The organism is Desulfobulbus oralis (assembly GCF_002952055.1).
In the GTDB taxonomy this organism is placed as follows: Bacteria; Desulfobacterota; Desulfobulbia; order Desulfobulbales; family Desulfobulbaceae; genus Desulfobulbus; species Desulfobulbus oralis.
In genome coordinates this window covers 926,302-938,536 of record NZ_CP021255.1, presented here as the reverse complement: position 1 = coordinate 938,536, position 12,235 = coordinate 926,302, and the positions used below count along the sequence as shown (strand labels likewise).

Genomic DNA, 12,235 nt, shown 5'->3' with positions numbered 1-12,235 from the left:
GGCGTCAGGATTTCAGGCAATGACCTTGGGAACGATGAAGGCCCGATCATTCCGCTCCGGCGCATTGTTCAGCGCCTCGTCGCGAGGCAGGGAGGGCCGCGCCTCATCGTCGCGCAGGGCATTGACCGCATTCAGCGTATGGGTGGTCGGAGCCACGCCGCTGATGTCCACCTCATCCAGTTTGGCGGCATAGCGCAGAATGGCGTCCAACTGGCCGGTCATTCGCGCCAGTTCCGCCGCATCCATATCCAGTCTGGCCAGCCTGGCCACATGCGCAAGTTCTTCCTGTTCCAGCATGGTGTTCCATTCGGAAAAATGAAAGGGGAAACGAAGCCGTTTGCAAGGCCGGCTTTCACCGTTTCTTCCGCTGCTCCTCTGCCTTGGCGAACACATCGCCCAGGGTGCCCATGGAAAGCGGTTTGCCGGCTGGCATTTTGAAGGCTTCCCGCCGCTCGCCCTGCCGCTCATGACCGCCGTGCCCGCCACCTTCGCGGGGGGAACGGGATGCCTTGTCGCCCGGCTCCTGCCCTGCAGGCTCCCAGTCTGCCGGGGCCAGGGAGATGCGTCTCTGCGCCAGATCCACGCCCTCCACCTGAACGCTCAGTTCCTGCCCGAGTTCCAAGGCCTCACGGGGATGGTGCAGCTTGCGGCCCGCGCCCAGCCTGGAAATATGGACGAGACCGTCCACCCCCGGTTCCAGGCTCACAAAGGCGCCGAAAGGGGCGAGCCTGACCACCCGGCCCTGATGCCGCGAACCGACCGGGTAGGCGCTCTGTACCGCATCCCAGGGATTGGGCAGGGTATCGCGCAGGCTGAGGGATATGCGGTCACGCTCCCAGTCCAGCGCCTTGATGACCACCTGGACCTTGTCGCCCCGGCTCAACACGTCGCTCACCCGCTCGGTCTGGCCCCAGGCCAGCTCGCCGATGGGAATGAGGCCATCCACCCCGCCCAGATCGACAAAGGCCCCGAAATCCCGGATGGAGCTGACCACACCCGCTACCTGCATCCCGACCTGCAGTTCCTGCACCAGCTTTTCGCGCTGCCGCTGACGCTCTTCCTCCAGGACGGCCCGGGCCGACACCAGGATATTACGGCCCCGGTTGCTGTACTCCATGACCCGAAAGCTCAAGGTTTTGTTCAGATACTCGTCCGCAGACTCCACCCGGCGAATGTCCATCTGCGAATAGGGGCAGAAACAGCGCTGGCCCGCCACCATCACCGAAAAGCCACCCTTGACTTCGGCGCTCACGGTGCCCTGCACCGGAATGCCGGCCTGAAAGGCCTCTTCCAGCTCCCGGGAGCCATGGCCGCCGAGCCGGGCGGTGAAGATCAGCTCGCCGTTCCGGTTCGACAGGAGATACACCTGCACCCGGTCGCCTTCGGCAGCACTCAGTTCGCCGGCCTCGTTGCGGAGTTCGGCTGCGGCCATGACGCCTTCACTCTTGCCGCCCACGTCCAGAAAGACGTGCTCGCCGCTCACGCCGACGATAAGCGCGTCCACCCGGTCGCCGGGCTGCATCCGGACAGGCTTGCTCTTCTTTTCCTCAAGCAGTTGATCGAAACGTTCCGCTTCCATAGTCATGCAACACAAGTTTCAGTTGAAGTAAGGCACAAAACCGGGAGGAACAGCGGCCCCCACCGGATAAGGCCCGTGCATAAACCGAAATGGCCATTCTTTCAAGAGAAGATACAGGCCCCCGCCCGCAGCGGCCCGCCGGCGCCGCAAAAACCGGCCTGCCCGGCCCGGCAAGCAGCCTGCCCGGCCCAAAGCGCAGGCCAGGCGGTTTCCGGGACGGTTCAGACAAACTCTTTTCTGCCATGCTGCGGCCGCTCTCGGGCCACCCTTTTTTCGGGGATCTGCGAAGCTGAAAGACAAAAACTCCTGCTTTCAGTCTGATCCCTGCCTGTCCGGCCTGCAGGTCATCCCGCTCCTCGGCCGCCTGCGCGGGCCAGCCCCGAATCCTTCCGGTCAGCGGGCAGTGGCCAGGCCCTTTTCCCTGCGCGGGGGCAGGGTGTGGGCGCAGGCGACCGCAGACGAACAAAGAGTGGCCAACCGGCTGCGTGGTGGCGCGCCGATGCCTGTCATTTGTCCATTCCGGCGGCCTCATCCGCACGCCGGACGGCAGCCAGGCCGGCTACCGGTACTCGCCCTGTTGGCACAGGTCCGTGCAGATGGACGAAAAGGACCGGCTCATCCTCCATCAACCGCTTGCCATCAGCGGTGCGAGCGGCTGTGCAAAGGGCAGCCAGGGCGCAGGGGGCCGCAGCATCTGCCACACGCGCTGCAGCGCCTCACCTGAGGCTCTTCAGCAGGAGTGCCAGTTCTTCATCCTTCATGTGAAAGCTGTGTTCCGGCGCGGGAAAGCTGCGGTTGGCCACGTCCCTGACATAGTCCTGAATGGCTGCGGTGGCGGTTTCGCCGAGTTTCGCGTACTGCTTCACGAATTTCGGCACAAAACGGTCGTAGAGTCCCAAAAGATCGTGCATGACCAAAACCTGCCCGTCGCACTGGTTGCCGGCGCCGATGCCAATGGTTGGCACGGCCAGGCTTTTGGTAATTTCCGCGGCCAGCGGAGCGGGCACGGCCTCCATCAACACCGAAAAGCAACCCGCATCTGCCAGCGCGCGGGCGTCGTCAAAGACCTTGCGCGCCGCGGTGGCGTCCTTGCCCTGCACCTTGAAGCCCCCCAGACTGACCGCAGTCTGCGGCGTCAGGCCCACGTGGCCCTGCACCGGCACTCCGGCCCGCACGATGGCGGCCGCAATGTTGGCCGTTTCCGCGCCGCCCTCCACCTTGACCGCATCCGCGCCGCCCTCCTGCACAAGCCGGATGGCGTTGGCCAGGGCCTGGCGCTTGCTGCGCACCGAGCCAAAAGGCATGTCCGCCACCAGCAGGGCATGCTCTATGCCGCGCGCCACGGCCCGGCAGTGATGGACCATGTCGTCCATGGTGACGGGCACGGTGCTGGTGTGGCCCAGCATCACCATGCCCAGGCTGTCGCCGACCAGAACCATGTCCACCCCGGCCCGATCCACGATCCGGGCCCAGGAGTAGTCGTAAGCGGTCAGCATGGCCAGGGGCGGACCCTGCTTGCGCGCGGAAATATCGGGGATGGTGAGTTTCCTGGTTTGCATGATGACCTCTTGTGTTCAGACCACGCGCGTCTCCGTGGTGGCCTCCAGGGCGTGCATGAGCCGGGTCAGCGTGTCGTTGACCGGTGTGGGAACCCGGTGTTCCGCGCCGAGCCGGACAATGGCGCCGTTGATGGCCTCGATTTCGCTGGCCCGACCACGGAGCACGTCCTGCAGGGTGGAGCAGCGATTGCCCGCGCTCTGCCTGCAGATGGCCAGCGCATGCCTCAGGGGATCGGAATCGGGCAGTTCGATGTGCAGGGCCTCGGCCACGGCCCTGGCTTCGGCCACCACCTGCGCCATAATGGCTCGACAGTCCGGACTTTCGGCCAAAACGCCGTTCGGCACCCGCAGCAGGGCAGCCACCGCATTGATGGCCGCGTTGACCACAAGCTTGGACCAGAGCAGCGCATCCGGATCGTCTGCGATGACGGTGGGGATGCCTGCTTCGCCAAAGAGTCTGACCAGATTGAAGGCGTGGAGCCGCTGCGGATTGTCCGCCGGCCCCAGCGCCGTTTCGCCCATGCCGGTATGGCGCACCGATCCGGCATCCATCAGGGTGGCTGCCTGGGCGGTGACCCCGACCAGCACACGCTCCGGCCCCACGTGTGCCGCAATGTGCTCCCGGTTGCCAAGACCGTTCTGCAGGGTAATGGCCAGACCGTCAGCGCGCAAGAGCTCCCGGGCAATGCGGCCGGCCTCGCTGCTGGCCTGGGTTTTGGTCAGGATGAGGGCATAGTCGAAGGTTTTGCGCGGAGCGGTTTCCAACTCGCTCAGGGTCTGCACCGGCACCTGCTCCTGCCGGCCATCCAGCCTTTTGATGACAATGCCCCGGGTGCGCAGAATCCGGGCCAGACTTTTCCGGCGGCAGTAGAGGCTTACCCGGGCCACAGGGGCCAGCAGCGCCCCAAAGAGACAGCCCATGGCGCCGGCGCCAATGATGACGATGTTCATGTCAGGTCGTGAGTCTGAAATGTTCAGAACCGCTTGTTGCGGCTTCGTGCCAGATACCATAGCATATTTTTGCGACCAGGGCTGCAACGTCTTGATGTAAAAATCAGCCGGCATGGCGCCTGGCCGCTGTGTACGGAATGGCCCGCAAAAAGATGGGGCTGACACTATGTTTTTGAGGAATACACTTGCTTTTCTTTTCTGAAGCAGGATAATGAAGGACAGGCGGATATCGATCGCCTCTTTTTTACAAATTTTTAGGGAGTACCCTGTCATGCGCTGTCCCAAATGTGGCTATACCTCGTTTGACAATTTGGAACGCTGTAAACGGTGCAAGAAAAATATTGCCGCCGCCGCTACAGCACTGATGGGAACCGTGGTCGATGCCATTTCGCCTTCGTTTCTGCTCGCCCCCGAACCTGAAGAGACTCAGGAAGAACTGCCGCTCCATGCAGGCGCCCAGGCAGCGGAGGTGGGGACCCTTGCCGGCGCTGTTGATCAGGTTGCGGCCCTGGATGGCGGTGATCCGCTGCCGACCGAAGGCGACGATGCCCCCGCAGACTCAGACATGGATATGGATCTCAACCTTTCCGGCGTGGATATTTCCGATCTGCAGGCGCCTGCGGCGGATCTTCCTGCCGCTGAAGAGTCTTTTACCTGGAGAATCTGGATATCGATGACAACCTGGGCATAAAAACAAGCGCTCCGGCATCTGCCAGCAGGCCGGCTGCCCCAGCCATCAAAACAGGCACCGCCCTGGATGATTTCAATGTCGAGCTGGACGAGTTGCTCATATCGGATAAAAAGGCTTGACAGCGTTTCCGGCTTTTTGCTATGAAGGCATCCGTTCTCGTGAATGTGCCGAGATAGCTCAGTCGGTAGAGCAACGGACTGAAAATCCGTGTGTCCCTGGTTCGATTCCTGGTCTCGGCACCAATGAAAATCAAAGGGTTACGGCATAAACCGTAACCCTTTTTTCTTTTTCATTTTTGTCCACAACGACTTGCTCCGGCCCGCAATCCGCAACATCAGGCTGCCTCCATCCAGCCGCGGCCAAAACCAAATTCCAGGAAGTGCGAGCGCATGCCACCTCCCATGCAGAGGCTTGCGAAGTCTTTGGCAGCGCACAGCCTGTGCACAGGGCTTCGAGGTTCCTGCATAAGATCTGGTCCGTACGAGCGCGCCCTGTACTTTCCGGCCTACCGATTGAGCGCTGGACACTGGCCGCCTTGCTCCCATGCACTAAAAAACAACAAGGAGTCTTTCGATGATGATACCTACCATCCCAAAGGTCAGCGGCAGACACGCGGACCGAATTGTCCTTTTTCTCCTCTTTTGGGGGCTTTGTATGCTGACTGCTCACTCAAGTCTGGCCGCATCGCGGGAAATCTGGTTTGCCGGCGGCTGTTTCTGGGGTGTTGAGGAATACTATTCCCGCATTCCGGGTGTGTTGGAGGCAATTCCGGGCTATGCGAATGGCACCACGAAAAATCCAAGTTATGAACAGGTCAGCACCGGCACCACCGGTCATGCGGAAACCGTGCGTGTGGTCTATGACCCGGCGCGCGTTGACCTTGAAACCCTGGCGCGGCAGTTTTTCAAAATTATCGACCCATTCAGTGTGAACCGGCAGGGCAATGACCGGGGCAGCCAGTACCGCAGCGGCATATATTACCGGGATGAGGCCGACCGCGCCGTGCTGGCGAAGATCATGGCCGCGGAGCAGGCCAAATACCAAAGGCCCTTTGCCCTGGAACTCCTGCCGCTCACCAGTTTTTATCCGGCCGAAGACTACCATCAGGATTATTTGAAAAAACACCCCAAAGCCTACTGCCATATCAGCTTTGACAGCCTGAAGGACATCAGGCCAAAGGGCGGCCAGCAGCAGGATTTCGTACAGGAAGGCTGGAACTGGTCCGAAAACTTTACCCTGCCAAGCGATGCGGAACTGAAAAAACGGCTGGAGCCGGAAGCCTATGAGGTGACCCGGCATGGGGCCACGGAACGGCCTTTTTCCGGCCGCTACTGGAACCACACGGAGCCCGGCATCTATGTGGACATCGTTTCGGGCGAGCCCCTCTTTTCCTCAAAGGACAAGTTCGATGCCGGCTGCGGCTGGCCCAGCTTCACGAAGCCCATTGAGCCGGAACGGCTGAGCGAACACCGCGACACCAGCCACGGCATGGTCCGCACCGAGGTGAAAAGCCGCATGGGCGCTTCCCATCTGGGTCATGTCTTCCCCGACGGGCCCAAAGCACAGGGCGGGCTCAGATACTGCATCAACAGCGCAGCCCTGCGCTTCATCCCGCTGGCCGACATGGACAGGGAAGGCTATGGCAAATACAAAAAGCTGGTGGAATAGCGCAGTTGACCGAAGCAGCGGCTCGAGGCGCGCCCGCGCGGACATAGGAGCTCAGTGTTTCCGAGGCTGACCGTCCTGCACCTGTTGAAGGTATTGGGCGGCAGTGACGGTCTTATCTGCCAGCCGCCTGGACGGGGCGACAGCGTGTTCGTGTTGACCGGCCCATAGCCCTGCCCCCCCGAATCCCTGCGGAAAGCGGTGGAGCGCAGTGCAGCAGATGCGGGGGTAAAGGCCGGAACCAACAACGAGCTGGCTCAGGAATCGGGAGAGCCCTGGACCGCGTTTCCGCATGTGGACAAAAAGCAAAAGGAAAGGGGTTGCGGTTTTGTGCCGCAACCCCTTGATTCTACTGGCGCACCAGGAGGGATTTGAACCCCCGACCTTCGGATTCGTAGTCCGACGCTCTATCCAGCTGAGCCACTGGTGCGCAAATCGCGCTGCCTATCTAACACATCAGGCCAGACAATTCAACAGAACATTTCCCCTTCAGGGCCCGCAGACCCTGGCAATTGGGCAAAATCAGGCATCCTGCTTCTGGTTTTTGTTCTTCATGTTTTCGTACATGGCCGCAAAATTGATGGGCTCCAGATTCAGGGGCAGGAAGCCGCCGTCCATCGTCACCTGGGCCACAATCTGCCGGGTAAAGGGGAACAGCATGAAGGGACAATCCACCCGCAGGAGACGCTCCAGATGCTCTTCCGGAATGCCCCTGAGCAAAAAGACTGCGGCGTGCTCCAGTTCAACGACCATGAGTACGGTGTCGTTGTTGCTCTTGTCCACCATTTTGGCGGTGACGGTCATGGACACCTCGTAGTTGTCTTCAGCCACCACTTCGTGCTTCAGCTTCAAATCCAGCTCGATCGTGGGTTCGTGCTTCTGCGAGGCCTGAAAAACCTGGGGCGCGTGGGGCGACTCGAAGGACAGGTCCTTGATGTACATCTTCTGCATACGAAAAACCGGCTGCCCGGTCTGTTGCTCATGCTGATCAGCCATGATGCCTCCTTGAAAAAATATTGGCGCATCCTAGCCGGGAAGCGCCGCTCTGCAAAGCAAAAAATCAGCCGGGCAAGAGCTGTTGCAAAAATTTGCCGGTAAAGGACTGCGGACAGGCCGCCACTTCTTCGGGCGTGCCGGTCGCCACGATCCCGCCGCCCGCCTCGCCCCCTTCCGGGCCGATATCGATGATATAATCCGCAGTTTTTATGACATCCAGATTGTGCTCGATCACCACCACGGTGTTGCCCGCCGCCACCAGCCGGCCCAGCACATCCAGGAGCTGACGGATATCATCCGGGTGCAGGCCGGTCGTGGGTTCGTCCAGAATGTACAGCGTCCTGCCGGTGGCCCGGCGGCTCAGCTCCTTGGCGAGCTTCATGCGCTGGGCCTCGCCGCCGGAGAGCGTGACCGAGGACTGGCCCAGCCGCACATAGCCCAGGCCCACATCCACAATGGTCTGCAGCTTGCCCTGAATGCCCGGCAGGTTCTGGAAAAAGTCCAGGGCCTCGGCCACGGTCATATCCAGAATGTCCGCAATATTTTTGCCCTTGTAGCGGATGTCCAGGGTTTCCGCATTGTAGCGCCGGCCGTGGCAGCGTTCACATTCCACATAGACGTCCGGCAGGAAGTGCATGGCGATGCGCAAAACCCCGTCGCCCTCGCAGGTCTCGCAGCGGCCGCCCTTGACGTTGAAGCTGAAGCGGCCCGCCTTGTAGCCCCGGGCCCGGGATTCGGGCAACTGGGCCATCAGCTCGCGTACCGGAGACATGACGCCGGTGTAGGTGGCCGGGTTGGAACGCGGGGTACGGCCGATCGGGCTCTGGTCAATGTCAATGACCTTGTCGAGCTGTTCAAGGCCAAAGAGTTGCGGCTGGCCTTTGGCATAGCCCCGCCTGTCGTTGAAATAGCGCTCCGCCTCCTTGAGGAGCGTCTCCATGACCAGGGAACTCTTGCCCGAACCGGACACCCCGGTCACGCAGGTCATGAGGCCCAGGGGAAAGCGCACGTGCAGATGCTTCAGATTGTTGACGCAGGCATCTCGCAGCTCCAGCATATGCCGTTCCTGTACGGGCCGCCGCTTTTTCGGCACCGCTATTTTCAGGCGACCGGAGAGATAGCCGCCGGTGAGCGAGGCTTCGCAGTCCAAGAGGCCGGCAACCGGACCGGAATAGAGCACCTCGCCGCCATGTACGCCCGCGCCCGGGCCAATGTCCAGGACGTGATCGGCCGTGGCGATGGTGTCCGAGTCGTGCTCCACCACGATAACCGTGTTGCCCAGATCGCGCAGACTGACAAGCGTTTTGATGAGCTTGTGGTTGTCCCGCTGGTGGAGGCCGATACTGGGCTCGTCCAGGATGTAGAGCACGCCGGCCAGGCCCGAACCAATCTGGGAGGCCAGCCGGATCCGCTGGGCCTCGCCGCCGGACAGGGTGCCCGCGGAGCGTGCCAGTGTCAGATAGCCCAGGCCCACGCCTTTCAGAAAGCGGAGACGCTGGCGGATTTCTTTGAGGACCGGCGCGGCGATCTGGGCGTGCCTCGCCTCCAGGCTGAGCCCCTCCAGCTCGCTTGCCAGCCGCTCGATCGCCATGCCGCTCATGTCCCTGATGCCCCAGGGGCCCACGCGCACGGCCAGCGCCTCGGGCTTCAGCCGCGCCCCTTTGCAGGCCGGGCATTCCCGCTCCGACATGTAGCGGTCCGCCAGTTCGCTCATGGCCACTGAGGAGGTCTCCCTGGAAAGCCGGTTCAGGCGGGGGATCAGGCCCTCAAAGGGCTGCTGCGAGACCCGTCGGGCCGCGCCATGGCCCCGGCTGAGTGCGATCTTTTCCTCGCCGCTGCCGTACAGGATAAGCTGCCGCACCCGCTCCGGCAGCCTTTCAAAAGGCGTGCTCACCTCAAAGTGGTAGTGCTGCGACAGGGCCTCCATCCACGGCACGGTCCAGGGCGCGAGCTTGTGGCTGTACCAGGGCCTGATGGCGCCTTCGGCAATGGACAGGCTGGCATCCGGCACCAGGAGTTTTTCGTCCAGATAGCGGGTCACGCCCAGACCGTCGCAGTCCGGGCAGGCGCCCTGCGGGTTGTTGAAGGAAAAGAGCTGGGGCGTGAGCGCCGGCACCGAAATCCCGCATTGGTGGCAGGCCGCGGATTCGCTGTAGAGCCGCTCCTCCCCGCTGTCCGGGAACAAAACGATCATGACGCCGCTGCCGAGCTTGACCGCCGTACTCACCGATTCGTCCAGCCGCCTGCGCAGACCGGCCCTGATGACCACCCGGTCAATCACCGCCTCTATGCTGTGAAATTTCGTCTTTTCCAGGCGGATGTCCCCGGCGAGCTGGAGCATTTCTCCGTCCACCCGCACCCGGACATAGCCCTCGCGCCGCAGTTTTTGCAGGACCTGCTCGTGCTCGCCCTTGCGCCGCCGCACCACAGGGGCCAGCAGTACGCATTTCGTGCCCTCAGGCTCGGCCATGAGCAGATCTATCATGTCGGCAATGCTCTGTGCGCGTATGGGCGCGCCGCACTGCGGGCAGTGGGGCTGCCCCGCCCGGGCGAAAAGCAGGCGCAGGTAGTCGTAGATCTCCGTGACCGTGCCCACGGTGGATCGCGGGTTGCGGCCCGTGGTTTTCTGCTCGATGGCCACCGCAGGCGAAAGGCCGTCGAGCCGGTCCACCTCCGGCTTGTCCATCTGACCCAGAAATTGGCGCGCATAGGTGGAAAGGGACTCCACATAACGGCGCTGGCCCTCGGCGTAGAGGGTATCGAAGGCGAGCGTGGACTTGCCCGAACCGGAGAGGCCGGTAAACACGATCAGTCTGTTCCTGGGCAGGTCAACGGAGATGTTCTTCAGATTGTGCATCCGCGCCCCGCGGATGCGGATATATTGCGGTTCCATGGGCTCCACCGGCAACTGGGCGCTGCGGCAAAGTGACAATTTCGTTTACCGCCTTCCGCGCCTATGGTAAATGTGGGGCTCTACAGTAGCCATCCCGCCGAAAACAGGCAACGCAAGATTTCACGCACTCTCACACCATGTATTTTCAGGATATTATCGCTTCGCTGAACCACTATTGGGCCTCTGCCGGCTGCCTGATCATGCAGCCCTATGACATGGAAGTGGGCGCCGGCACCTTTCATCCGGCCACCCTGCTGCGCGCACTGGGGCCGGAGCCATGGCAGGCGGCCTATGTGCAGCCCTCCCGCCGGCCGACCGACGGCCGCTACGGAGACAATCCCAACCGCCTGCAGCACTACTACCAGTATCAGGTGGTCATCAAGCCCTCGCCGCCCGACGTCCAGGGCATGTATCTGAAGAGCCTCGAAGGCTTTGGCCTGAACCTGCTGGAGCACGACATCCGTTTTGTGGAGGACGACTGGGAGTCGCCCACCCTGGGCGCCTGGGGTCTGGGCTGGGAGGTCTGGCTGGACGGCATGGAAATCACCCAGTTCACCTACTTCCAGCAGGCCGGTTCCATCGACCTCAAACCCGTGACCGTGGAGATTACCTACGGCCTGGAACGCATCGCCATGTACCTGCAGAAGGTGGAGTCGGTCTACGACATCCAGTGGAACCAGAAGGTGAACTACGGCGAAATCTTCCACGAGGCGGAACGCCAGTTCTCCGCCTTCAACTTCGAGCAGGCCAATGTGGCGGAACTCAGGCGCTCCTTCGATTTTTTCGAGAGTGAAGCCCTGAGACTGGCGGCAATCGGCCTGACCCTGCCGGCCTATGACTACTGTCTCAAGTGCTCCCACACCTTCAACCTGCTGGATGCCCGCAAGGCCGTCAGCGTGGCGGAACGCACCCGCTACATCGGCCGCATCCGGGCGATCGCCCGGCAGGTGGCGCAGCACTATGTGGAGCAGCGGGCGGAAATGGGCTTTCCCCTGCTGCACGGCCCAATGGCCTGAACGAGCCCATCTTTCCGGTTGCGGGGCCCCGGCCGCTGCAACCCCTGTTTACATGCAAACCATTGCACGGAGGTGCCATCATGAAGAAAAAACTTGTATGCGCGTTGGTAGTTCTGGCGGCTTTTACCATTGCCGCCTGTGACAATGGCGGCAACAAGAGCCAGACTCAGGACTCGCAGCAGACGAAGACAGTCGCGCCCATGGACGAGGCCAAACAGTCCATGAAGGATGCCGGCGCGTCCATGCAGCAGGCGGGCGAGAACATGAAGGACGCGGCCAACTCCGCGGGCGCAGCGGCCAAGACCGCCGGCGCCCAGGCCCTTGACGCAGCCAAGAATGTGGCCAGGGATGCGTCGGCCAAGGTGGAGGAAACGGCGGCAAGCGTCGGCGATCAGGTTCAGGCTGCGGGCGAGGAGATGAAGGCAGCAGCCGCTTCCGCGGGCGAGGCGGCCAGGGCAGCGGGTCAGGAATTTGCCGACCAGACCAAGGCCGCTGCGCAGGACATGAAGACCGAAGCCGGCAAGATGGCCGACAGCGCCAGGGAGAAAATGAAAGACGCCGGCGAGGCCATGAAGGACAAGGCCGCTTCTGCGGGCGAGGCGGCCAGGGCTGCGGGTCAGGAATTTGCCGACCAGACCAAGGCCGCTGCGCAGGACATGAAGACTGAAGCCGGCAAGATGGCCGACAGCGCCAGGGAGGAAATGAAGGATGCCGGCAAGGCCATAAAACAGGCGGGGAAGGACGTGAAGGACAAGGCCGTCGAGGCGACCAGCGAGCAGTAAACCGCCGCCACCCCAACGCACGGCTTTGCGCGCTGGCCATCATTTCCTGGACAGCGTCAAAAAACCGCCAGGCAGACAGGAGGGGCTGATTCCGGGATACTCC

General features: G+C 62.1%; 10 protein-coding genes and 2 tRNA genes. 5 read left to right on the top strand and 7 right to left on the bottom strand.

Annotation, left to right across the window (positions count from 1 at the left end):
- Positions 1-12: 12 nt before the first annotated feature.
- The 4 genes from gatC to CAY53_RS04065 all read right to left on the bottom strand — a co-directional run bounded on the left by gatC (position 13) and on the right by CAY53_RS04065 (position 4,089).
- Entirely contained in the window at positions 13-297 is a 285-nt protein-coding gene (gene gatC / locus CAY53_RS04085) for an Asp-tRNA(Asn)/Glu-tRNA(Gln) amidotransferase subunit GatC (RefSeq protein WP_104936054.1), read from the bottom strand.
- Positions 298-352: 55 nt separating this feature from the next.
- Entirely contained in the window at positions 353-1,585 is a 1,233-nt protein-coding gene (rpsA, locus tag CAY53_RS04080) for a 30S ribosomal protein S1 (protein WP_245874878.1), read from the bottom strand.
- A 710-nt stretch (positions 1,586-2,295) separates the two neighbouring features.
- On the bottom strand, positions 2,296-3,138 hold the full coding sequence (gene panB, locus CAY53_RS04070) for a 3-methyl-2-oxobutanoate hydroxymethyltransferase (RefSeq protein WP_104936051.1): 843 nt from the start codon (positions 3,136-3,138) through the stop codon (positions 2,296-2,298).
- A 15-nt stretch (positions 3,139-3,153) separates the two neighbouring features.
- Positions 3,154-4,089: a ketopantoate reductase family protein gene (locus tag CAY53_RS04065; protein ID WP_104936050.1), complete on the bottom strand. Its 936-nt coding sequence runs from the start codon at positions 4,087-4,089 to the stop codon at positions 3,154-3,156.
- 211 nt (positions 4,090-4,300) lie between these two features.
- On the opposite strand from CAY53_RS04065, the gene CAY53_RS04060 reads away from it, so the two are divergent.
- The 3 genes from CAY53_RS04060 (at position 4,301) to msrB (ending at position 6,448) form a co-directional block, all read left to right on the top strand.
- Positions 4,301-4,780, top strand: coding sequence for a hypothetical protein (locus tag CAY53_RS04060; protein ID WP_146106390.1), 480 nt, complete (start codon positions 4,301-4,303; stop codon positions 4,778-4,780).
- A gap of 166 nt (positions 4,781-4,946) precedes the next feature.
- Positions 4,947-5,022 (top strand) — tRNA-Phe (locus CAY53_RS04055).
- A 412-nt stretch (positions 5,023-5,434) separates the two neighbouring features.
- The gene (gene msrB / locus CAY53_RS13385) at positions 5,435-6,448 is read left to right on the top strand and encodes a peptide-methionine (R)-S-oxide reductase MsrB (RefSeq protein WP_104936048.1); all 1,014 of its coding nucleotides are present in this window, start codon (positions 5,435-5,437) and stop codon (positions 6,446-6,448) included.
- Positions 6,449-6,798: 350 nt separating this feature from the next.
- On the opposite strand, the gene CAY53_RS04045 is transcribed toward msrB, so the two are convergent.
- From CAY53_RS04045 to uvrA, 3 genes are all read right to left on the bottom strand, one after another.
- Positions 6,799-6,875 (bottom strand) — tRNA-Arg (locus CAY53_RS04045).
- A gap of 92 nt (positions 6,876-6,967) precedes the next feature.
- Positions 6,968-7,441 carry a protein-export chaperone SecB gene (gene secB, locus CAY53_RS04040; protein WP_104936047.1) on the bottom strand — a complete coding sequence of 158 codons (474 nt, stop codon included), beginning with the start codon at positions 7,439-7,441 and terminating at the stop codon, positions 6,968-6,970.
- 64 nt (positions 7,442-7,505) lie between these two features.
- Positions 7,506-10,334 carry an excinuclease ABC subunit UvrA gene (gene uvrA / locus CAY53_RS04035; RefSeq protein ID WP_104936046.1) on the bottom strand — a complete coding sequence of 943 codons (2,829 nt, stop codon included), beginning with the start codon at positions 10,332-10,334 and terminating at the stop codon, positions 7,506-7,508.
- Between the two features lie 137 nt (positions 10,335-10,471).
- Between uvrA and CAY53_RS04030 the strand changes: the two genes are divergently transcribed.
- Together CAY53_RS04030 and CAY53_RS04025 are read left to right on the top strand one after the other, a co-directional pair.
- Complete coding sequence (locus CAY53_RS04030) at positions 10,472-11,350, top strand: glycine--tRNA ligase subunit alpha (RefSeq protein ID WP_104936045.1); 879 nt, start codon at positions 10,472-10,474, stop codon at positions 11,348-11,350.
- 80 nt (positions 11,351-11,430) lie between these two features.
- A complete protein-coding gene (locus CAY53_RS04025) occupies positions 11,431-12,132 on the top strand; it encodes a hypothetical protein (RefSeq protein ID WP_104936044.1) in 702 nt (233 codons plus the stop codon).
- The last annotated feature ends 103 nt before the right edge of the window (positions 12,133-12,235 follow it).